The sequence below is a fragment of the Acidovorax sp. SUPP2539 genome, from assembly GCF_030158975.1.
Taxonomy (GTDB): domain Bacteria; phylum Pseudomonadota; class Gammaproteobacteria; order Burkholderiales; family Burkholderiaceae_C; genus Paracidovorax.
Genome location: NZ_BQXJ01000005.1, coordinates 307,325 through 327,459 on the forward strand (window position 1 = coordinate 307,325; position 20,135 = coordinate 327,459).

Sequence of the window (20,135 nt, forward strand, 5' to 3'; positions counted from 1 at the left end):
TGGCGGGCGACGCGATGAGGAAAACCTTCATGGGGGTGCGCCTGCGCAAGCTGCGCGCCGAGCGTGGCCTGTCGCAGATCGCCATGGCGCAGGCGCTGGGCCTGTCGCCCAGCTACCTGAACCAGCTGGAGCAGAACCAGCGGCCGCTCACCGTGGCCGTGTTGCTCAAGGTCAGCCGCACGCTCGGGGTGGACGTGCAGCAGTTCTCCGAAGACGAAGAGGCGCGCATGGTGGCGGGCCTGCAGGAGGCGCTGGCGGACAACCCCGGGGGCGAGTCGGTCGCGCTGCCGGAGCTTCGGGAGATTGCCTCGCAGATGCCGGCCGTGGGCCGCGCGCTGCTGGCGCTGCACCGGCGCCACCTAGAAGCCACGCAGCGGCTGGAGGCACTCGCCGTGCGCCTGGGCGACGGCCGGGGGGAAGAAGGGGGGCCGGACAACGGCCAGGCCCCCCTTGCACCCGCGCAGCCCATGGCCTTCGAGCGCGTGCGTGACTTTTTCCTCTCGCACCAGAACTACCTGGATTCCATCGACCGCGCCGCCGAGCAGTTGGCCGCCGAAGCGCAGGCCGAGGGCGGTCTGCTGTCCGACTGGCTGGCGCGGCGCCTGCAACAGCAGCACGGCGTGCGCACCGTGCCCTCACAGGACGACATGGGCACGCACCTGCGCAGCTACGACCCGGGCAGCAAGGTGCTGCGGCTGTCCCCGTCGCTCGACCCCGGCCAGCTCGCCTTCCAGCTGGGCACGCAGTGGGCGCTGCTGGCGCATTCAACGCTGCTCGATGCGCTGGTGGACCTGCCGGAATTCCGGCACGACCCGCAGGCGCGCGCACTCGCGCGCATCGGCCTGGCCAACTACTTCGCAGGGGCCTTGCTGCTGCCCTACGCCGTGTTTCTGCAGGCCGCCGAAACCACGCGCTACGACATCGACCGCCTGGCGCGGCGCTTCGGCGTGGGCTTCGAAACCATCTGCCACCGGCTCAGCACGCTGCAGCGGCCCGGCGCGCCGGGCGTGCCGTTCTTCTTCATCCGCGTGGACCGGGCCGGCAACATCTCCAAGCGCCAGTCCGCCACCCATTTCCATTTCTCGAAGACGGGTGGCACCTGTCCGCTGTGGAACGTGTACGAGGCGTTTTCGCAGCCCGGCAAGATCCTGCCGCAACTGGCGCGCATGCCGGACGGGCGCAGCTACCTCTGGATCGCCCGGACGGTCTCCACGGGCCAAGGCGGCTTCGGCGCGCCGAGCAAGACCTTTGCGGTGGCCCTGGGCTGCGACATACGCCATGCGCCCCGGCTGGTCTATTCGCGTGGCATGGACCTGGACGATCCCGAGATCGCAACGCCCATCGGAATGGGCTGCAAGGTGTGCGAACGCATCGGCTGTCCGCAACGGGCCTTCCCATTCCTGGGCCGGCCGCTGGATGTGAGCGAGAACGAAAGCCGCTTCACCCCGTACCCGGCCGGGGACACGGCGGGCCGTGGGTAGCCGCGCTCCGTAGCGCCGGCCGATGAGCGCATCGGCGAGCATGGCGCATGCAGTTCGAAGTGAATCTCATTTACTACATCTCCTATACTGCGGCCTTCACTTGCCTTTTGCGCCATCGATCCTGCGTTCGCGGGGTCTGGCCATGTCGATGGGCATGGCCCATTCCCTGGTTCAGATTTCCGTGTTCGCGCGCTATTACCGAGAGTTGCTGAGGTTCCTGCAGGGGGCCGTCCAGGATCGCGAGATGGCGGCCGACCTGGCGCAGGAAAGCTATGCGCGGGTGCTGGCCGTGCAGCGGTCGGGCGAGCCCATCGCGGAGCCCCGGGCGTTTCTGTACCGCACGGCGCGCAACCTCGTCATCGACCAGCACCGCCGCGACGCGGTGCGCGGCCAGCATGCCCCGCTGGACGGAGACGATGGCTTCGAGCAGGCCGCCCAGACCTTGGCCGGCCCACGGGCCTGCGAGCCCGAGGTGGCGGCCATGTCCTCCCAGACCGTGAACGCTTTGCTGGCTGCCATCGGCGACCTGCCGCTGCGCTGCCGCGAGGCGTTCATCCTGCACAAGTTCGATGGCTTTGCCCAGGCGGACATCGCGCGCCGCATGGGCATCTCGGTGACCATGGTGGAGCGCCACATCCAGCGGGGCATGCAGGCCTGCCGCGACTGCCAGGACCGGCTGGGGGGCACGCCCCGCACATCGGCACAGCCCGCACCAACGGAAAGCCCGCGATGACGCGCTGCCCATTCCTGGGTCCGCAAGGTTGGGATGGCGGCGCGCCGTGCGTCTACTGCCAGGTACCCTTTTGAAATGTCCATGACCGATCCCCACCGCGCGGCCCCCTCGTCCAGCGACCTCGATACCGAGGCGCTGGCGTGGTTCGCGCGCCTGGACCGGGCACGGGGCGCCGAGCAGAACGCCGAATTCCAGGCCTGGCTGGCCGGGCACCCGAGCCGGCAGGCGGCATTCGCCCGCTGGCAGGCCGATTGGCAGCGGCTGGACCAGTTGCCTGCCGCCGGCGTGGCGCAATTGCGGCGGCAGCTGGCGGCCGAGCAGGCCCAGGCGGACCGCAAGCCCGCGCCGGCGCCCACCGGGCGCAGGGCGTGGCTGCAGGGTTGGTCGGCCCTGGTGCCGCAGGCCGCCGTGGCGGCGGTGGTCGTGCTGATGGCCGGGGGCGGCAGCTACCTGGCCTGGGACCACTGGCAGCAGCAGCCGGTTTTCGTGCAGAACTTTTCGACGGAACGCGGCCAGCAGTTGGACGTGCAACTGCCCGACGGCAGCCGCCTGCGGCTCGATACCGCCACGCGGGTGGAGGTGGCGCTGTACCGCCAGCGGCGCGAGGTGCGCCTGCCCGAGGGGCAAGCCGTGTTCCAGGTGCAGGGCGATGTGGCCCGGCCGTTCGATGTCCTCGCCGGAGGCGTGAAGGTGACGGTGGTGGGCACGCGTTTTTCCGTGCGCCACACCGCCAGCGTGCCCGGCGACAACGGCGTGCGCGTGGCCGTGGAAGAGGGGCGGGTGCGCGTGGCGGCGGCCGGCGGCGCCGTGAGCCCACCCGGGCAGCCTGGCGCGGCCGCGGTGGTGCTCATCGCCGGGCAGCAGGTGGTGGCCGATGCCGCGGGCCGCATGGCGCCGGTCGGCCCGGTGGCGACGGCCGGGGTCGCCCCCTGGCGCGACGGGCGCATCACCTTCGACGATGTGCCGCTGGCGCAGGCTTTGGCGGAGTTCGAGCGCTACGGGCCGACGGGCCTCGTGGTGCGTGATGCGGCCGTGGGCGAACTGCGCATGACCGGCACCTTCGACCCGCACCGCCTGGACAACTTCCGGCAGGCGCTGCCCAAGGTGCTGCCGGTGCGCCTGCAGGGTGAGGCGCCGCACACCGAAATCGTCGGGGCGCACTGAGCCGGCCTTGCGCCAGGCGTGCGCGCACGTGCGGTCCGACCCCGGGGACAAGCCACTGAATCGCCTTTCGAAAAAAAGCGCAAAACCCAGGTTGGGGTTTTGCCAAGCCATGCGTCTACCTGAGAAGGCTTCTTATTCCCAACCTTCCGGAGATCGTCCGCATGTCCCGTTTTCGTTTCCATCCTGCCCCGTTGGCCGTGGCGGCCGCCCTGGCGCTGGGCGCCTTGCCCACCCATGCCCAGCCGGGGGCCGGTGCGCAGGCTGCGGCATCCGTGCCGGTGGACATCCGCATCGCGGCCCAGCCCCTGGCCCAGGCCCTGGATGCGCTGGCGCGGCAGGCGCGCCTGGAGCTGATGGTGCAGCCCGCACTGGTGGAGGGCAAGGTGGCGCCGGCCGTGCAAGGGCGCCTCACCGCCCGCGAGGCCCTCGACCGCCTGCTGGCGGGCAGCGGGCTGTTCGCGGAGATCGAAGGCACATCGGTGGTCGTGCGCCGCGTGCCGCAAGGCGCAGGCACGGCCACGCTCGCGCCCGTGACGGTATCGGCCCAGGCCGAGCGCCCGGTGGCGACCGAGCACACGGGCTCGTACACCACGCGCGCCGTCACGGTGGGCAAGGGCGCCCAGGCGCTCAAGGACATTCCCCAGTCGATCAGCGTCGTCACGCGTCAGCTGATGGACGAGCAGAACATCACCTCGGTCTACGACGCGCTCGCCAGCACCACCGGCATCACGCTGGCGCAAAGCCCGCAGGGCGGCAAATACATCTATTCGCGCGGCTACGACCTGACCACGGTGCAGTACGACGGGGTGCCACTCAACCGCGGCATGTACGGGCGGGCGAGCAACTATTCGTCCAGCATGGCGATCATCGACCGGGCCGAGGTCCTGCGCGGCGCTGCCGGCCTGCTGCAGGGCGAAGGCAGCCCCGGCGGGGCGGTCAACCTGGTGCGCAAGCGTCCTCTCGGCACCAACGCCACCACGGTGGAAGCCCGCGTGGGCTCGTGGGACCGCTACGGCGCGCAGTTGGACGCCAGCCGCGTCCTGAACGAAGAGGGCACGCTGCGCGGCCGCGCGCTGATCGACTACGAAGACCACCACTCGTTCATGGACTACGTGAACCGCCGCAGCCCGACCGTATACGGCACGCTGGAATACGACGTCTCGGCCGCCACGCGCATCAACTTCGGGGCCAGCTCCGAAGAAACGCGGGGCCGCCCCTCCATGAACGGCCTGCCGCGCTACGCCACCGGCGGCGACCTGAACCTGCCCCGCTCGACCTACCTGGGCGCCACCTGGAACCGGCAGGAGTCGTCCAACCGCGGGCTGTACTTCGATGCGGCGCACCAGTTCAACGACGACTGGAAGCTGCAGTTCACGGCGATGCACCTCAAGGAAGAGCACGACCTGAAGTACGCCGGGGTCAACCGGGCGGTCAACCTGGCGCTGATGCAGAGCGCCAACATCGTGGCCCGGTCCATCGCCGACATCCAGACCTCGGGCATCGACGCGAACCTGACCGGAAAATTCGACGCCTTCGGCCGGCGGCACGAACTGGTGAGCGGGGTCAACTACACGCACACCACGAACGACACCATCTACGGCTTTCGGACCAACTACAACATCTTCGGCCTGAACAGCTACAACCCCGACTTCCGCGAGCCCACGGACGCCGAGATCTACACCGGCACCCGCGAGGCGCGGCAGGGCAAGGCCCGGCAACTGGGCTTCTACAACGCGGTGCGCCTGCAACTGACCGACCCGCTCAAGCTGGTGGTCGGCGCGCGCGTCAGCTGGTTCCGCACCGACTGGGACACCGTCACCACCGGGGCGGCGCCGTCCACCTCGGCCACCCACAGCCGCGAGAACGCCAAGGTCAACCCCTATGCCGGGCTGATCTACGCGCTCAACCCGCAATGGTCCGCCTACGTGAGCTATTCCGACATCTTCAAGCCGCAGTCCGAGCTGAACGAGGCGGGCCAGTTGCTCAAGCCCATGGTGGGCGCCAATTACGAAGCGGGCCTCAAAGGCGAGCTGATGGACGGCAAGGTGAATGCCTCGTTCGCCCTGTTCCGCGTGGACCAGAAGAACCGCGCGCAGGAAGACTTCAGCACCAGCCCCACCTGCCGCAGCGACTACTACTGCTACACCGACACGGGCGAGGTGCGCAGCCAGGGCCTGGATGCCGAGGTGAGCGGCGAGGTCGCGCGCCACTGGAACCTGTTCGCCGGCTACACCTTCAACCAGACCAAGTACCTCAAGGACGTGAGCAGCCAGGGCCTGTCCTTCAACAGCTACACGCCCAAGCACCTGTTTCGCCTGTGGAGTACCTACCAGCTTCCGGGCGAGCTGAACGCCATCACCCTCGGGGGCGGCGTCAATGCGCAAAGCGGCAGCTACCGCCAGATCGGCGCCGTGCGCGCCACCAACGGCGGGCGGGCGGTGTGGAATGCGCTGGTCAAGTACCAGATCAACCGCCACTGGACCGCGGCGCTGAACGTGAACAACGTCTTCGACAAGCGCTACTACAGCTCGGTCACCGCGCTGGTCAACGGCAGCTACTACGGCGACCCCCGCAACGTGATGCTGACCCTGCGCGGCGCCTTCTGACCGTGCGCAGTCGATCGCGCAGCGAATGGCCAGGGATGGGGCCCGCATGAAAGGCAACGGCAACTTCCGCCAGTCCATGTCGTGGCTGCACACCTGGTGCGGGCTCGTCTGCGGATGGCTGCTGTGCGCCATCTTCCTCACGGGCACGCTCAGCGTGTTCCGGGAGCCGATCACCCGCTGGATGGAGGCCCGGCCCGTGCTGGCGGACGCCGGGGCCGGCACACAGGAGGCCGTGTCACACGCGCTGGCCCAGGCCGTGCGGCACCTGGCCGCGCAGGCACCCGGCGCGCGCTTTTGGCGCATCGAGCTGCCCCAGCGCCCGGGCGATGCCCTGCTGCTGGCGTGGCGCGATGGCCGTGCCAACCAGACGGCCGCGCTGCATCCGGTGACCGGTGCCGTGCTGCCCCTGCCCTGGGGCCGGGCGACCGAAGGCGGGCGCCACTTCATGTCGTTCCACTACATGCTGCAGTGGAACGCGCTCGGCTTCTGGGTGGTCGGCTGGGTGTCGATGGCCATGCTGGTGGCGCTGGTGTCCGGCGTGGTCGTGCACCGGCGCATCTTTCAGGATTTCTTCACGTTCCGGCCGGGCAAGGGCCAGCGCTCGTGGATGGACGCCCACAACGCCACCGCCGTGCTGACGCTGCCCTTCCTGTTCATGATCGTCTACACCGGGCTGGCGATCTTCTACACCTCGTACATGCCCTGGCCCCTGCAGGCGGCCTACGGCAGCGGCGAGACGGCCCATGCCCGGTTCCAGGCCGAGTTGCACCACGGCGAGGGCCAAGCGCTGCGCCGCCCCCGCACGGGCCGGCCCGCGGACTTGCACGATCTGGCACCGCTGCTGCAAAGGGCCCGCGACCTGACGGGCCAGCCACCGCGCATGGTGGTGGTCGAGGCGCCGGGCGATGTGAATGCCACGGTGCGCGTGCTCGGCCCCCGCGAAGCCGAGCCGGGCGCAGGCCAGCGCCGCGCCTTGCTGAATCCGGTGGCCACCGCGGTGTTCGACGGCGTGAGCGGCGCCGTGCTGCAGTTGCGCCGGCCAGACCCCGACGCCGCCTTCGCCTCGGAGCAGGTGCACGCCGTGATGGAGTCGCTGCACTTCGCCCGCTTCGGTGGCTGGCCGATGAAGTGGCTGTACTTCGCCAGCGGGCTGCTCGGCACCGTGATGGTGGCCACCGGCACCGTGCTGTTCAGCGTGAAGCGGCGCCGCGCCTGCGGCAACGAGTTCGGCCGTGCCACGGCTGGCGTCTACCGCGCCGTCGAGGCCCTGAACGTCGCGGCCGTGGCAGGCATCGGGGTGGCCTGCATCGGCTACCTCCATGCCAACCGCCTGCTGCCCGCCGAACTGCCCGGCCGCGCGCTGTGGGAGATCCGGGCCTTCCTGGCGGTCTGGCTGGCCACGCTGCTGCACGCCGCGCTGCGTCCGCCGCGCCGGGCCTGGGTGGAGCAACTGGGCGCGGCGGCGGCGCTGTGCGTGGCGCTGCCCGCGCTGAACGCCTGGACCACCGGCCAGCACCTGGGCCGCTACGCCCTGGCGGGCGATGGACAGCGCGCCGGCGTGGAGATCGTCGCGCTGGCCTGCGGTGCGGCGCTGGCGTGGGCCGCGTACCGCACCGGGCAGGGCTGGCACGGCGCGCGCAAGACGGTGCCGGGCGCCCCCCGGCACCCTGCGCCGCGCGGCGGGGTGCAGGGATGAGCCGCCCCCTTCGGCCAGCAACGCGTTCGACCGGCCGGCTCGGCGTTGCCAGCCGGGTGCTGGCCGCGTGCGCGGGGGGGTACGCCGTGGCGTCCCTGCTCGCCGCCGTGCTGGCGCTGGCAGCGCCGCGCCTGTGGGGAGGGAGCCGCGCAGATGGCGTGCTGCTGGCGACGTTGCTCAGCTTCGCGGTGTACGCGGCCATCGCGCTGTGGGTGTTCTGCGCGCGCAGCGCGGCGCGGGCCTGGCTGGGCCTGGGCGTGGCGGCAGCGCCCTGCGTTGGTCTGCTGTGGTGGTGGCAGTGACCCCATGGGCCGCTAGCATCGCTGCCCATGCAACGTCGAAGAATCCTCGCGGTACTCGCTGCCGCCTTTTTGTGCCTAGCGGTTTGGCTCGGTGCGGGCGAAGTCCTGAGCCAGCCGCACCACCGGCCCGTGGGCGCGGCCCCGGGCGATCTGCCCGCGAGCCCGGTGCGGTTCGATACCGTCACGGGCCAGTCCCTTGCGGGCTGGCTGGTCCGTGGCGATGCCGGGGCCGGGGCGGTGCTGCTTTTGCATGGCATCGGCGCGGACCGGCGGCAGATGCTGGGCCGGGCCCGGTTTCTCCATCGCCTGGGCTATTCGGTGCTGCTCATCGATCTGCCCGCCCATGGCGAGAGCGCCGGGGACCGGGTGACCTTCGGCTGGAACGAATCGCAAGGCGTGGCGGCGGCCCTGGACTACCTGTCCGACGCGCTGCCCGACGAGAAGATCGGCGTGATCGGCGCATCGCTCGGGGCGGCGTCGCTCGTGCTGTCCCGGCCTGACGTGTCCCTGGAGGCCGTCGTGCTGGAGTCGATGTTCCCCACGATCGAAGACGCGGTCTCCGACCGCCTGGCGATGTACCTGGGGCCTGCGGGCCGGTGGCTCACGCCGCTGCTGCTGTGGCAGCTTCCCGTACGGCTGGGCGTTTCCGCGGATCAGCTGCGGCCCATCGCCGACCTGCCGTCGCTGCACGTGCCGCTGCTGATCGCTGCCGGATCGGAAGACCGCCACACCCCCCTGGCGGAAACCCGACGCATCTACGTGGCGGCCGACGATCCGAAGGCGTTATGGGTGGTCGATGGTGCGGCGCATGTCGATCTGCATGCGTTCGATCCGCCGGCCTACGAGGCGCGGATTTCGGCGTTCCTCGCGAAACACCTGCGCGATAGCGACTGAGGCGGTACGCCGTGCCGGGCGGACTCGTGTGTGAAGGGTGGGCGAGCCCCTCAGCGCCCGCTGGCGGCCGGCGTGGCGGGCCCTTCGTTGTCAGCCGGGTCACCACCGGGCGTGTGGGTCGCCACTCCCATCCCGCCCCCGCTCCCTCCGGCCCCCATTCCACCGCCGGTGCCGCCTCCGCTCCCTCGCGCACCACCATTGGCAGTGGCGCGCCGGGCGCCCGCGCCACTTCTTCCACCGGGTCGCAGCGGCCCCTGCACGGGAATCGGCAGGTGCTGTGCAATCGGCTCCAGGTCCAGCGCCGCCCGAATGAACTGCCGCAGCGACACCACCAGCTGAGCCGTTTCAATACTGCGGCCGGCCACCATGTCCTGCGCGGCCTGGGCGGCAAGCTGCACCTGCTCGTCGGTGCCCAGCAGGATCACGTCGGACAGCGCGGCCTCCACCGCGTCGCGCACGCGGCGTTGGCGCTCGGTGCTGGTCGGCGGTGCCAGCGCCCCTTCTCCGGTGGCCGGATCGCCTTCCGCAGGAGCCAGCGATGACGTTGGGCTGCCAGCCGGCCGGCGCAGGTCGCGCATGTGCGTCGGGCTCACCTGCAACTGCCCGGTGAACGAGCCGCCCAAGGTCTTGTAGGCGGCGATCAGGGTCTTGAGCCGCTCGTTGATCTGCCGGTTTTCGCGCTCCCGGCGGCGCTGGATGGTCTGCATGAACACGAGCCGGATGCCCACCATGAGCAGCAAGGCCAGCAGCAGCCCCAACGCGGTGGTGAGCAGGGTGTGCCAGGAACTGAAGTCGAGCATGTTGCGCATGGCGGACGCGGGGCGCTGGCGCCGCCGCGAAAGGAGAGTGGAGGGCAGGCCATGATAGGCACGGGCACCAGGCGCTGTGCCCGTGGCCGGGCCGCACCCGTTTGCCCGGCAGGGCGCGGCTCAGGCGGGTGGCGCCGCGTCCAGCACGTCGACGACCCGCTTCCAGTCCGCCGCATCGACCGGCGTGATGGACAGGCGGCTGCCTTTTTGCAGCACCTGCAGACCGGCGAGCTCCGGCCGGGCGCGAAATTCGGCCAGGGGCAGCAGGCGGGTCTTGCGCAGCGCCTGCACGTCCAGCAGCAGCCACCGCGGTTGGTCCGGGCGGGATTTGGGGTCGTGGTAGGGCGATTCGGGGTCGAACTGCGTCGGGTCCGGCCGGGTGGCGGAGGCCACGCGCGCCAGGCCGGCAATGCCCGGCTCCGGACAACTGGAGTGATAGAACAGCACGCCGTCGCCCACCTGCATGCCTTCGCGCATGAAGTTGCGCGCCTGGTAGTTGCGCACGCCGGTCCAGGGCACGGTGGCATCCGGGGCGGCCAGGGCGTCGTCGATGGAGCATTCCTGCGGCTCGGACTTCATGAGCCAGTAGCGGGGTTCGGGGGGCGGAGTCGTCGTCATGGCGCCATTCTGGCGGGATGCGGCGCAAGGATCGAGCCCTTCCTGCCGCCAGAGGGTTTTGCTATTTATTTAATAGCAATGAGGACATGATTCACTATGGCATGGGGCCAAAAACACCCTTAGTCGCGAATTCACCGCATGCGCGCCGGTCCCGTGCCACCCCACCGGATCGCATCGTGCGCCGGGATGGCCAGCGGGTTGTCCTTGGGTTCCGACAAGGGGGCGAGCAGGGCGTTCAGGTCCGCCTCGCTGAACTTGGCCGCACCCGCGGCGTCGTGCCCCAGCACCCCCTGCGCCAGCGCCTGCTTGCGGGCCTGCAGTTCCAGCATGCGTTCCTCGATGCTGCCTTCCACCACGATCTTGTAGACGAACACCGGCTGGTCCTGCCCGATGCGGTGGGCACGGGCGGTGGCCTGCTCCTCCACGGCGGGGTTCCACCAGGGGTCGAGGTGGATCACCGTGTCGGCGGCGGTCAGGTTCAGGCCCACGCCGCCGGCCTTGAGGCTGGCCAGCAGGACGGGCGGCGCGCCCGCATCGCCGCGGTCCTGGAAGCGCCGCACCACGGCGCCGCGCGCGCGGGGCGGTGTGTCTCCGGTCAGCGCGAGGAAGGGCAGGGCGAGCGCCTCCAGCGTTTCGGCCACCAGGGCGAGCATTTCGGTGAACTGCGAGAACACCAGCACGCGGCGCCCTTGCGCGACCAGGGCGGGCAGCGCGTCGGCCAGCCATTCGAGCTTGGCGCGCTCCATGGTGGCGGGCTGCGCCCGGGCGGCCTCGCTGCCCTTGACCAGGCGCGGATCGCAGCACACCTGCCGCAGCTTGAGCAGCGCATCCAGCAGGGTGATCTGCGCGCCGTCGAAGCTCTGGCGCTGCAGCACGCGGCGCACCTGCTTGTCGGCGGCAGCACGCACCGCCTCGTACAGCTCGCGCTGGCGGCCCTGCAGCGGCAGCCGCAGCACGACGTCGGTGCGCGGCGGCAGTTCGGTGGCCACGTCCTGCTTGCGGCGGCGCAGGATGAACGGGCGCACGCGCCGGGCCAGCACCTCGGCCCGCAGGGTTTCGCCGTTCTCCTCGATGGGCTTGCGCCAGCGCTGGGAGAAGCTGCGCGCATCGCCCAGAAAGCCGGGCATGAGGAAGTCGAACTGCGCCCACAGCTCGCCCAGGTGGTTCTCCAGCGGCGTGCCGGTCAGGCAAAGCAGATGCGGAGCGTTCAGGCGCCGCAGGGCGCGGGCGCTGCGGCTGCCGGCGTTCTTGACCATCTGCGCCTCGTCCAGGATCAGCAGGTGCCACGGCTGCGCGGCCAGCGCGTCGATGTCGCGCCACACCAGCGGGTAGGTCGTCAGCACCAGATCGTGCTGGCCGATGCGGGCAAAGCGCTCGCGCCGGTCCGCACCGTGCAGGCTGAGCACGCGCAGCCCCGGGGCCATGCGCTGCGCCTCCGCTTGCCAGTTGAAGACGAGCGAGGTGGGCAGCACCACCAGCGCAGGGTGCGCCAGCCGGCCCGCTTCCTTTTCGGTAAGGACATGGGCCAGCGCCTGCGCGGTTTTCCCCAGGCCCATGTCGTCGGCCAGGATGCCGCCCAGCCCTTGGGCGCGCAGGTATTGCAGCCATGCGAGGCCGTCGAGCTGGTACGGCCGCAGCGGCACCTGCAGCCCGGCCGGCGCGGCCACGGGCGCAGGCGTGCCGATGGCCTTCAGCCGCCGCGCCAGATGGGCCAGGCCGGCATCGCCCTGCAGCTGCCAACCGTTGTCCCAGCCGCTGACCGTGCCCACGCGGTGCACCTGCACCAGGCCGGCGCGCAGGGCCTCGATGCGCCGCATCTCCCAGGGGCCCAGGCGCAGCGGGTTGCCGTCCTGGCGCTGCCGGCCGGCGTTGCGCAGCGGATCGGTGAGCAGGTCCACCATCGCGCCGACGATGGCCTTGAGCGGCGCCGCCGGCGCATCGATGCGCCGCCCGCCGGGCGCGCGCAGCGAGACGGTGGCGTGATCGTCAATGGCGGCCATCTGCGCGGCGTTCAGCCAGCGTGGCTCGCGCCGGAGCAGATCGGCCAGCAGGGGCGCCAAGTCCAACGTTTCGCCGTCCACCTCGATGCCCAGGCTCAGCAGCCACGCCCCTTCGCGTTCGGGCAGATGCAGCTTTTGCACTGGGCGTTCGCGCGGGCCCAGCGGGCCGGCGAGGTCCTTGCCCAGCAGCTCGCCGGTGTCGGGGTCCAGGCGCAGCGTCCAGCGCTGCACGGGAACGCTCTCGTGCGCGAAGCCGGGCAGCACCGACACTGCCCAGCCGTGGGCCTGCAGGCGCGGCACCTGCTCGGCCCAGAAGTCGCCGAAGGCCGCCTCCTGCGGCAGCGTCCAGACAGGGCCCAGCACGGGAGCACCCGCACGGTCGCGCCACTGCAAGGCCGTTTCGGGCACCGGCAGCAGGCCCAGGTCGCGCACGAGGTCGATGGCGTCCGCCTCGGCCGCCCCATCGCGCTGCAGGCGCAGCACGGGGCCGCCGGTGTCGTACAGTTCCTGCACGGCCGGCGGGCGGCTGTTGAGCACCGAGGTGGGGGCGGGCGTTTCCCAGGCGGCGCCGTCCGGTGTGCGGTAGGTCCAGTCGATGCGGGCCAGCGTGACCTGGTCGCCGCGCGGGCCGATCGGCCCGTGGGGTCGCAGGCCCAGCAGGCCGTCGCCACGGCCCAGCGTCTGCAGCGTGATGCGCGGCTGGAATCGGCCTGGCGTGGCGAGGGTGCCGTCCGCCGGGGCCGGCGGGGCGGATGGGGCGGCGGCGCGGGGCGCATCGCCGCGCATGCGCGCCATGACCTGCGCGGCCTCGGCATCGGACAGGGTGGGCAGCCGCGCCAGCGTGGCGGCATCGGCCCGGCGCTGCAGCGCGGAGACCCAGGCGCAGATGGCGTGCTCCCGCGCATCTGAGGTCACGGAAGCGCGCTTGGCGTGAGGGGAGTCAGCGGAGGGGCGCGGCGGCATGGGCGGCCATTGTGCCGGGCGAGCGGCCGCGTTCGCATGCGGGGGCCGCCGGGGGCGGATTCAGCGCTTCGAATCGGCCCCTGGCGCCGGCAGGGTGAGTTGGGCCGCCTTGGCGACTTCCACGCAATCGCGCAGGTGCTGCTCGCCGAGCAGGCGCAGCGTGGTGTAGCCCAGCACGGCCGCAACGGCCTGGCCGGCCAGCGGCACGTATTTGGCCGCCTGCTTGGCCGTGAGGCGCATGCCCACGGCCTGGGTGGCCCGGATCACCAGCTCGCGGGTGACGAACTTGCCGATCAAGGCCGACCCGACGAGGCCGACCGCCTTCTGTACCTGCTCGCGCTTGTGGGGCGTGAGCCGGTCGATCTGCTCGGGCGTCAGGCCGAACTCCGCATTGATCTGCGGCACCAGTCGGGACAGCAAGGCCGCGTCCACCGCCCAATCGAGGCCCGGAATGGGCACGGTGCCCGCCGCGGCGGCCATCAGTGCGCGCCGGTGCAGCAGGCGGCGGCTGCGCTGCACGGCTGCCAGCAGATCAGGGTCGTTGCCGGCGAGAGCCGAGGCGCTGGGAACACGTTTCGCCACAGGGCGGCCGCCTTTCAGTTCTTGCTCTTGAAGAAGCCGTACACCACCAGCAGCAGCATCGCGCCCAGGATGGAGGCGATCCAGCCGGCCGGCTCGCCCTCCTGGTACCAGCCCATGGCGAGCCCGATGTAGGTGGCCAGGAACGACCCCGCCACGCCGAGCAGCGCCGTCATGATCCAGCCGAGCTTGTCATCTCCCGGCTTGAGAGCACGGGCGAGCAGGCCCACCACGAGACCGACGAGAAGAACACCGAGGACGGAGAACATGGGCAGGCACTTTCTGATTGAGATAGGACGAATCTACCCGGCGGCCCGCAAGGCGCCATGTCGGACGAGGCGCACTGTGCCGCCGGCCCGGAATGCAGGTTCTCACAAAGAACCGGATGAGGGCGGTGCGCACCAAGACAGTGCACTCTCGTCAGGCCAGCGCGGCAGAGCCTGGGGCGCCGGCTGTGGGAGCCGGCCGACAAGCCGACGCGCGTGAATCCCGCGCTCGGCGAATTCCCGGCTGGATAAGGTCATGGTTCTCCCACAAGAAAAGAAAGGAAAGCCATGCCCATCCGATCCCCTCGCACTGTCTTGTCCGCCACCGTGCTGGCGCTGGCCGCGGCCACCGGGGGTGCCATGCTGCCCTCGACAGCCCTTGCCCAGAGCGATCAGGCATCGCTGGAGCGCGGTGCACGGCCGGACACCACACCCGCGCAACGCTACCAGACCGCGATCCGCGAGGCGGGCGGTGGTTTGAAGGTGGCTTTGGAAGAATGCCGGGCGGGTGAAGCCGGCGCGCGCAAGTCGTGCGAATCACAGGCCCGGGCCCGTTACCAGGCCGATATGGCTGCCGCCAAGGAAATGCTGCGCAATCCCGATGCCCGTCCGGTGAATGTGGTGGGCGAACCCATTCGCAGCACGGAAACCACGACAGTCATCAAGCCCTGACGGCCTCAGGCGAAGTCACCATGCGCACGCGGCGCACCCTGCCGAAACACTCAGTTGGCCGAGCCGTCCTTGCCGGCGTCGTCGGTGCTCACACGGCGGGCGCCGTTGAAGCGGCGCTGCCAATAGGACGCGCCCATGTCTTCCACGCGGACTTCCGCACCGCTGCGGGGCGAGTGGATGAACTTGCCGTCACCCACGTACATGCCGACATGGCTGAAGGCGCGGCGCATGGTGTTGAAAAAGACGAGGTCGCCCGGTTGAAGGTCTTTTTTCTCGATCTTCTCGGTGGCGGCCGCTTGCTGGTCGGCGCGACGCGGGAGCACGAGGCCAGCCGCCTTGCCGTAGATCGTGCGGATGAAGCCGCTGCAATCAAAACCGGTTTCGACGTCGTTGCCCCCCCGGCGGTAGGGAACTCCGAGGAATCCCATGGCCGTGGCGACGACTTCTCCGGCCTTGTCCTGCACGTTGTGCCGGGCTTCCTGCAGGTGCGAGAGCATGGTCTTCTCGCGGACAAGACGGTCCAGATCATCAGAGGGCGCATTGTTGGGGGCGGCGTGGGCGCTGGCGCAGGCCAGCAACAATAGGCAAATCCATCGAGACATGGGGCGCGAGGGTAACACGCGTCTCCGGGCATCTTTTGGCAAAAAATGTCGCAAAGGTTCAGGCTTCATGGCTTTTGACTATGAATCAGCGGGCGTGGCATGCTTTGTCACCGGCGATCTAAGCAAATTGGGGGCCTGCCCCATAGGCACAGTGCATAACGGCGTTACATTCATCCACCAATTCCGTCGCATGAAATTTGATAAATATGTGCGTTTGAATCGTTTTCTGCGCGTTGCGCTGACATCCTGCACAGCCGCCATGGCGCTCGCGCATGGAACGGCGGGGGCCCAGACTGCCACCCCGGTCGCCCCCCAGGCGGCCAAAAACCAGGCCAATGCCGTGACGGTGGCGCAGGACCTGTCCAATCCCTGGGCCGTGGCGTTCCTGCCGGGCGGGCGGTTCCTGGTGACGGAGCGTGTGGGCCGCCTGCGGGTGGTGGAGGCCAATGGCCGCATCAACCCGCCCATATCCGGCCTGCCGCCTGTCGTGTTCGGCGGGCAGGGCGGCCTGCTCGATGTGGTCACCGACGCGGACTTCGAGCGCAACCGGCGCATCTTCTTTTGCTACTCCGAGCCCGCGGCGCAGGGCGAGGCCGGCAACAGCACCGCCATGGCGAGCGCAGTGCTGGCCCCTGGCGAAACCGCCTTGAGCGACGTGCGCTTGATCTTCAGCCAACGGCCCAAAGTGCAAAGCTCGCTGCACTTCGGCTGCCGCATCGCGCAGGCCCGGGACGGATCGATCTTTCTGGCCGTGGGCGAGCGCTCCACCCGCAAGGAAGACGCCCAGAAGCTCGACGGCCACCTGGGCAAGATCATCCATGTGCAGCCCGATGGTTCGCCGGGCCCGGGCAACCCGACCGGGGCCGGCGCGCTGCCCGAAATTTGGAGTTGGGGCCACCGGAACCCGCAGGGCGCGACCATTGCCCCGGACGGTCGGCTGTGGATCCATGAGCACGGCCCGCAAGGGGGCGATGAAATCAACGTGCCCCAGGCCGGCCGCAATTACGGCTGGCCGGTCGTCACTTACGGCGAGAACTATGGCGGCGGCAAGATCGGGGAAGGGCTGACGCACAAGGCGGGCATGGAGCCACCGCTGCACTACTGGGTGCCGTCCATCGCGCCGTCGGGCATGGCCTTTCTGACCAGCGACCGCTACGGCGCCGATTGGCGGGGCAGCCTGTTCATCGGCTCGCTCAAGTTCAGCCGGCTGCATCGGCTGGAGCTGGCGAACGGCAAGGTGGTGCGCGACGAATACCTGCTCGGCGGCCTGGCCGAACGCATCCGTGACGTGCGCCAGGGTCCGGACGGCTGGCTGTATTTGCTGACCGATGGCCCCCAGGGCCGGCTGCTGCGCCTGACGCGCTGACCGATCAGCGGATCGGGCGCCCCTGGAGCCGGTCCACCCCCGTCGTGCTGTCCCAAGGAACCTGCGCCAGGCACGGCTGCGACAATCCCCGCATCTTTCACCTTTTGCCCAGCGCACCCCGCCCATGCTGCTCGACGCCTCCGAATCCCAACTCGTCCTGGTCGATTACCAGGAACGCCTGATGCCCGCCATTTTCGAAGGCCCGGCCGTGCTGGCCAACGCGCTGCGCCTGGCCCGGGCGGCCCAGTTGATGGAGGTGCCGGTCTGGGGTGCCGAGCAAAACCCATCGCGCCTCGGGCCCAACGACCCGGCGCTGCGTGCGCTGTGCCGCAAGACCCTGGCCAAGATGCATTTCAGCGCCGCCGAGGAAGGCCTGGGCGAATGGTTGCGCCCCGAGCCCAAGCCGCCTGCCGGCAACGCCCGCAGCCTGCCCAAGCACCTGCAGAAACCCCAGCCCACGGCCGAAGAGCCCGGCGCCATCGTCATCGCCGGCTGCGAAGCCCACGTGTGCCTGCTGCAGACGGCGCTGGACCTGCTGGAGGACGGATTCGACGTGTGCGTGGTGACCGACGCCTGCGGCTCGCGCACCGAGCGCAACCGCGACGCCGCCTTCGACCGCCTGGCCGGCGCGGGCGCCGAACTGGTCACGACGGAGATGGTCATCTTCGAATGGGCGCGCACGGCGGAACACCCGGCCTTCAAGGATTTGCTGGCGCTGGTGAAGTGAGCCTGGGTTGGGGGCGCGGCCAGGCGAGCCTGCCCCTGTCCCATCCCTGGGCAGCGCCCGGTGACCGGGTTGATAGGATCTGATCGCGTCCTTGGCGGCCGTCCCCTCCGGGGCTGCTGCAAGGTTTGGAGTTTTACCCCATAAGGAGTTTTCACCATGCATTGGAAGTGCGCTTTCGCTTTGCTCGCCCTGTCTGGTGCGACCCTAACTACATTCGCGCAGTCCGACCGGCAAGTGGCCGAAGACATGGTGACCCGCTCAGCCAATGTCTGCCCTGGCCACAGCACCGAGCGCACCACACCCACGGTCAAGGCCGTGCCCGTCGGCGCATTGCGGGTCATGCGGGACCGCGGCCTGGTGATGTGCCCGGACCGTCGCCTCGATGCCGACGCACCGGCCGTGTTCTACGGCAGGGTCGGTGTGTTCGCATGGAACCCGGAAGTGGCGGCTGCTTCGGCCGTGATCGTTCAGCAGATCGGCGCCATGACCCGCAAGGACGAGTACCCGGTGGAGACGCTGGTCTGGGATGCCAAGGGCGCCCCCCTGAAACAACGCACCGTGCCGGCCTTCGAACCCAGGCCCGGGGCGGCGGTGCTGTACAAGATCCGTTGAGGCGAGGGTGACCGCTGTGGCGGCCGGGTCCTGCACTTCGGCGTGAATTGATCTGCCGCAATGCAGATTGGCAAGCCAGCCGCTACAACCGGCGTGGGCGGGCTTGGCGGAAACGGGGCCGTAAGGGCCGGCCTCCACCCTCACATCCCCGAATGGGAGTTCTCATGTTCGACCACATCGGTATCCGCGCCAGCGACAGCGAGGCCAGTGCGTCTTTCTTCTTGCGCGCCCTGGCGCCCCTGGGGATCGGCGTCGCCATGAAGGGGCCGCACGGGGCGGGCCTGGGCAAGAACGGCAAACCCTCGCTCTGGATCTACGATGCCGGGGACCGGCCGAGCCCGCTGCACTTGGCGTTCACGGCAGAAAGCCGGCGCCAGGTCGACGCGTTCCATCGTGCGGCCGTCGAAGCCGGGGGCCAGGACAATGGCCCCCCAGGACTGCGCCTGCATTACCACCCGCACTATTACGCTGCCTTCGTCATCGGGCCGGATGGCCACAACGTGGAAGCGGTGTGCCATCTACCGCAGGATTGAAGGCGCATGCCAACACCACGGTCGAAGGAGCCAACGATGAAGGTTGAAGGGAGCTGCTACTGCGGCGCCATCGAATACGAAGCGCAGGTACAGCCCGGCACCACGACGGTCTGCCACTGCGCGGACTGCCAAGCCCAATCCGGCTCCGCCTTCCGGGCAAACATCGCCGCGCCGGCAGACGGTTTCCGGCTGATCAAGGGGCAGCCCCGCACCTACACCAAGACGGCCGCCAGCGGCAACCAGCGCCTGCTTGCGTTTTGCGAAGTCTGCGGGAGTTCGCTGTATGCCTGTGCGCTCGAGAATCCGCAGTCCTACTCGTTGCGGATCGGCACTTTGAAGCAACGGCAGGAACTGGGCACCCCGCAGCGCCAGATTTGGACACGGCGTCGTCACGATTGGGTGGGCCTGCCAGACAGTGTGGAGTCGTTCGACGGGCAGCCATGAAAGTTGGCGGTGATGGCTAGCGCCAGGTGGCGCCGCTGCGAAAGGCGCTGGGATTGACCCCTGTGGCCTGCCGCACCAAACGCCGAAGTGCGGTCGCGTCGCCGTATCCCACCTCCTGTGCAACTTGCTCGACCGACATGCGGCTGTTCTCGATCAACAGGCGTGCCCGGTTCAAGCGAACCGCCTGAATCAATGCCAACGGGCCCTGCCCAGTCGCCGCGTGGACATGTCGCGACAGGGTGCGATGGGACATGGCGAAAGCATCCGCCAGTTCCCCGATGGTGGGTGGGTTGGGCAACGCAGATTCGATGAATTGAGTCAGCCGCCCGATCAACTCGTTTCCGTTGGCAAGCATGGACGGCACCACGAATCGCGATTGGGCTTGTCGGCCGTCGATCAACAGCACCTTGCCCACGGCGTCCGCCAAGCCAGGGGAGCAGCGCGCCCGAAGCAGGTGGAGCATGAGATCGGAGTGAGCGAATGCAGCGCCTGCGGTGGTCACGAGGCCGTCGCTGACAACCATGCGATCCGCGTCCACCTCGCAGTCGGGCTGAAGCCTGCGAAGCTCCGACGCCAGCCACCATGAAGTCGTGGCGCGCCGTCCCTGCAAAAGGCCAGCCGTCTGCAAAAGGAAAACGCCGGAACACGAAGCTGCAACGGGGCCGCCGCCTTCGACATGCCTTCTCAAGCTCGAAGCGGCCTTGACGCAAGCCTGATTGGAGAAGCGGCTCACCATATCCAAGGGGCTCTCCACGCCAAGCCCCGGCACGATCCAGGTCGAGGCGTCTGCAGATGCGCGCATGGGCATCCGCACCGTTTCGATCACCAGCCCGCCACTGAGCGGCACGGGCCCACCATCTGGCGACACCACGCGCCATCGTGGTTGCGGCAGCTTCAGCCGCGGCGCCAATGCCGCAGTCGCCTGGAGCATGTTCTGAGTGACTGCGACGCTGGTAGCGTAGGCGCCCGGCACTACAAGAATGGTGAAATCCTGCATGGCTGATTTCGCTGGAAAGATGTCTGAATAGACACTCGCAGTTTAGCGGTCGAAAGGATGGAATGGCGGCC

At 69.5% G+C, this 20,135-nt stretch carries 20 protein-coding genes; 13 read left to right on the forward strand and 7 right to left on the reverse strand.

Features of this window, described 5'->3' with window-relative positions; all coding sequences use genetic code 11:
- Window positions 1–14: 14 nt before the first annotated feature.
- The 7 genes from AVTE2539_RS19135 (at window position 15) to AVTE2539_RS19165 (ending at window position 8,876) form a co-directional block, all read left to right on the forward strand.
- Entirely contained in the window at window positions 15–1,481 is a 1,467-nt protein-coding gene (locus AVTE2539_RS19135) for a short-chain fatty acyl-CoA regulator family protein (protein WP_284413041.1), read from the forward strand.
- Window positions 1,482–1,635: 154 nt separating this feature from the next.
- Window positions 1,636–2,214, forward strand: coding sequence for a sigma-70 family RNA polymerase sigma factor (locus tag AVTE2539_RS19140; RefSeq protein WP_284413043.1), 579 nt, complete (start codon window positions 1,636–1,638; stop codon window positions 2,212–2,214).
- 81 nt (window positions 2,215–2,295) lie between these two features.
- Window positions 2,296–3,378, forward strand: a complete 1,083-nt coding sequence (locus AVTE2539_RS19145; protein WP_284413048.1) for a FecR family protein — start codon at window positions 2,296–2,298, stop codon at window positions 3,376–3,378.
- A gap of 161 nt (window positions 3,379–3,539) precedes the next feature.
- Window positions 3,540–5,984: a TonB-dependent siderophore receptor gene (locus tag AVTE2539_RS19150; protein ID WP_284413050.1), complete on the forward strand. Its 2,445-nt coding sequence runs from the start codon at window positions 3,540–3,542 to the stop codon at window positions 5,982–5,984.
- A 46-nt stretch (window positions 5,985–6,030) separates the two neighbouring features.
- Window positions 6,031–7,680: a PepSY-associated TM helix domain-containing protein gene (locus AVTE2539_RS19155; RefSeq protein ID WP_284413052.1), complete on the forward strand. Its 1,650-nt coding sequence runs from the start codon at window positions 6,031–6,033 to the stop codon at window positions 7,678–7,680.
- On the forward strand, window positions 7,677–7,982 hold the full coding sequence (locus AVTE2539_RS19160) for a DUF3649 domain-containing protein (RefSeq protein ID WP_284413054.1): 306 nt from the start codon (window positions 7,677–7,679) through the stop codon (window positions 7,980–7,982). Before AVTE2539_RS19155 ends, AVTE2539_RS19160 begins: the two co-directional genes overlap by 4 nt.
- Before the next feature lie 27 nt (window positions 7,983–8,009).
- A complete protein-coding gene (locus AVTE2539_RS19165; protein ID WP_284413056.1) occupies window positions 8,010–8,876 on the forward strand; it encodes an alpha/beta hydrolase in 867 nt (288 codons plus the stop codon).
- Between the two features lie 50 nt (window positions 8,877–8,926).
- On the opposite strand, the gene AVTE2539_RS19170 is transcribed toward AVTE2539_RS19165, so the two are convergent.
- From AVTE2539_RS19170 to AVTE2539_RS19190, 5 genes are all read right to left on the reverse strand, one after another.
- A complete protein-coding gene (locus AVTE2539_RS19170; protein WP_284413058.1) occupies window positions 8,927–9,685 on the reverse strand; it encodes a hypothetical protein in 759 nt (252 codons plus the stop codon).
- A gap of 120 nt (window positions 9,686–9,805) precedes the next feature.
- Window positions 9,806–10,303 (reverse strand): EVE domain-containing protein, encoded by a 498-nt coding sequence (locus AVTE2539_RS19175; RefSeq protein ID WP_284413060.1) that lies wholly within the window; start codon window positions 10,301–10,303, stop codon window positions 9,806–9,808.
- A gap of 131 nt (window positions 10,304–10,434) precedes the next feature.
- A complete protein-coding gene (locus AVTE2539_RS19180) occupies window positions 10,435–13,266 on the reverse strand; it encodes a DEAD/DEAH box helicase (protein WP_284413063.1) in 2,832 nt (943 codons plus the stop codon).
- 60 nt (window positions 13,267–13,326) lie between these two features.
- Window positions 13,327–13,848 carry a hypothetical protein gene (locus tag AVTE2539_RS19185; protein ID WP_284404097.1) on the reverse strand — a complete coding sequence of 174 codons (522 nt, stop codon included), beginning with the start codon at window positions 13,846–13,848 and terminating at the stop codon, window positions 13,327–13,329.
- 14 nt (window positions 13,849–13,862) lie between these two features.
- Window positions 13,863–14,114: a GlsB/YeaQ/YmgE family stress response membrane protein gene (locus AVTE2539_RS19190; protein WP_284413065.1), complete on the reverse strand. Its 252-nt coding sequence runs from the start codon at window positions 14,112–14,114 to the stop codon at window positions 13,863–13,865.
- Between the two features lie 312 nt (window positions 14,115–14,426).
- Here AVTE2539_RS19190 and AVTE2539_RS19195 point away from each other — a divergent pair, with 312 nt between their 5' ends.
- The gene (locus AVTE2539_RS19195; protein WP_284413067.1) at window positions 14,427–14,783 is read left to right on the forward strand and encodes a hypothetical protein; all 357 of its coding nucleotides are present in this window, start codon (window positions 14,427–14,429) and stop codon (window positions 14,781–14,783) included.
- 50 nt (window positions 14,784–14,833) lie between these two features.
- Here AVTE2539_RS19195 and AVTE2539_RS19200 read toward each other — a convergent pair whose 3' ends face one another.
- A complete protein-coding gene (locus AVTE2539_RS19200) occupies window positions 14,834–15,385 on the reverse strand; it encodes a C40 family peptidase (RefSeq protein ID WP_284413254.1) in 552 nt (183 codons plus the stop codon).
- A gap of 259 nt (window positions 15,386–15,644) precedes the next feature.
- Between AVTE2539_RS19200 and AVTE2539_RS19205 the strand changes: the two genes are divergently transcribed.
- The 5 genes from AVTE2539_RS19205 (at window position 15,645) to AVTE2539_RS19225 (ending at window position 19,067) form a co-directional block, all read left to right on the forward strand.
- The gene (locus tag AVTE2539_RS19205) at window positions 15,645–16,751 is read left to right on the forward strand and encodes a PQQ-dependent sugar dehydrogenase (protein WP_284413069.1); all 1,107 of its coding nucleotides are present in this window, start codon (window positions 15,645–15,647) and stop codon (window positions 16,749–16,751) included.
- Window positions 16,752–16,875: 124 nt separating this feature from the next.
- Complete coding sequence (locus tag AVTE2539_RS19210; RefSeq protein WP_284413071.1) at window positions 16,876–17,478, forward strand: isochorismatase family protein; 603 nt, start codon at window positions 16,876–16,878, stop codon at window positions 17,476–17,478.
- Window positions 17,479–17,634: 156 nt separating this feature from the next.
- A complete protein-coding gene (locus AVTE2539_RS19215) occupies window positions 17,635–18,090 on the forward strand; it encodes a hypothetical protein (protein WP_284413074.1) in 456 nt (151 codons plus the stop codon).
- A gap of 164 nt (window positions 18,091–18,254) precedes the next feature.
- Complete coding sequence (locus tag AVTE2539_RS19220; RefSeq protein WP_284413076.1) at window positions 18,255–18,623, forward strand: VOC family protein; 369 nt, start codon at window positions 18,255–18,257, stop codon at window positions 18,621–18,623.
- Window positions 18,624–18,659: 36 nt separating this feature from the next.
- Window positions 18,660–19,067, forward strand: a complete 408-nt coding sequence (locus AVTE2539_RS19225; protein WP_284402811.1) for a GFA family protein — start codon at window positions 18,660–18,662, stop codon at window positions 19,065–19,067.
- A 16-nt stretch (window positions 19,068–19,083) separates the two neighbouring features.
- On the opposite strand, the gene AVTE2539_RS19230 is transcribed toward AVTE2539_RS19225, so the two are convergent.
- On the reverse strand, window positions 19,084–20,064 hold the full coding sequence (locus AVTE2539_RS19230) for a GlxA family transcriptional regulator (RefSeq protein WP_284413078.1): 981 nt from the start codon (window positions 20,062–20,064) through the stop codon (window positions 19,084–19,086).
- Window positions 20,065–20,135 lie beyond the last annotated feature (71 nt).

Bases quoted from the DNA above. Each gene is read 5' to 3' on its own strand.
- AVTE2539_RS19170 (WP_284413058.1), bottom strand. From the start codon at position 9,685: ATGCGCAACATGCTCGACTTCAGTTCCTGGCACACCCTGCTCACCACC.
- AVTE2539_RS19225 (WP_284402811.1), top strand. From the start codon at position 18,660: ATGAAGGTTGAAGGGAGCTGCTACTGCGGCGCCATCGAATACGAAGCG.
- AVTE2539_RS19230 (WP_284413078.1), bottom strand. From the start codon at position 20,064: ATGCAGGATTTCACCATTCTTGTAGTGCCGGGCGCCTACGCTACCAGC.
- AVTE2539_RS19215 (WP_284413074.1), top strand. From the start codon at position 17,635: ATGCATTGGAAGTGCGCTTTCGCTTTGCTCGCCCTGTCTGGTGCGACC.
- AVTE2539_RS19160 (WP_284413054.1), top strand. From the start codon at position 7,677: ATGAGCCGCCCCCTTCGGCCAGCAACGCGTTCGACCGGCCGGCTCGGC.
- AVTE2539_RS19190 (WP_284413065.1), bottom strand. From the start codon at position 14,114: ATGTTCTCCGTCCTCGGTGTTCTTCTCGTCGGTCTCGTGGTGGGCCTG.
- AVTE2539_RS19200 (WP_284413254.1), bottom strand. From the start codon at position 15,385: ATGTCTCGATGGATTTGCCTATTGTTGCTGGCCTGCGCCAGCGCCCAC.
- AVTE2539_RS19150 (WP_284413050.1), top strand. From the start codon at position 3,540: ATGTCCCGTTTTCGTTTCCATCCTGCCCCGTTGGCCGTGGCGGCCGCC.
- AVTE2539_RS19180 (WP_284413063.1), bottom strand. From the start codon at position 13,266: ATGCCGCCGCGCCCCTCCGCTGACTCCCCTCACGCCAAGCGCGCTTCC.
- AVTE2539_RS19220 (WP_284413076.1), top strand. From the start codon at position 18,255: ATGTTCGACCACATCGGTATCCGCGCCAGCGACAGCGAGGCCAGTGCG.
- AVTE2539_RS19155 (WP_284413052.1), top strand. From the start codon at position 6,031: ATGAAAGGCAACGGCAACTTCCGCCAGTCCATGTCGTGGCTGCACACC.
- AVTE2539_RS19175 (WP_284413060.1), bottom strand. From the start codon at position 10,303: ATGACGACGACTCCGCCCCCCGAACCCCGCTACTGGCTCATGAAGTCC.
- AVTE2539_RS19145 (WP_284413048.1), top strand. From the start codon at position 2,296: ATGACCGATCCCCACCGCGCGGCCCCCTCGTCCAGCGACCTCGATACC.
- AVTE2539_RS19205 (WP_284413069.1), top strand. From the start codon at position 15,645: ATGGCGCTCGCGCATGGAACGGCGGGGGCCCAGACTGCCACCCCGGTC.
- AVTE2539_RS19135 (WP_284413041.1), top strand. From the start codon at position 15: ATGAGGAAAACCTTCATGGGGGTGCGCCTGCGCAAGCTGCGCGCCGAG.
- AVTE2539_RS19210 (WP_284413071.1), top strand. From the start codon at position 16,876: ATGCTGCTCGACGCCTCCGAATCCCAACTCGTCCTGGTCGATTACCAG.
- AVTE2539_RS19140 (WP_284413043.1), top strand. From the start codon at position 1,636: ATGGCCCATTCCCTGGTTCAGATTTCCGTGTTCGCGCGCTATTACCGA.
- AVTE2539_RS19165 (WP_284413056.1), top strand. From the start codon at position 8,010: ATGCAACGTCGAAGAATCCTCGCGGTACTCGCTGCCGCCTTTTTGTGC.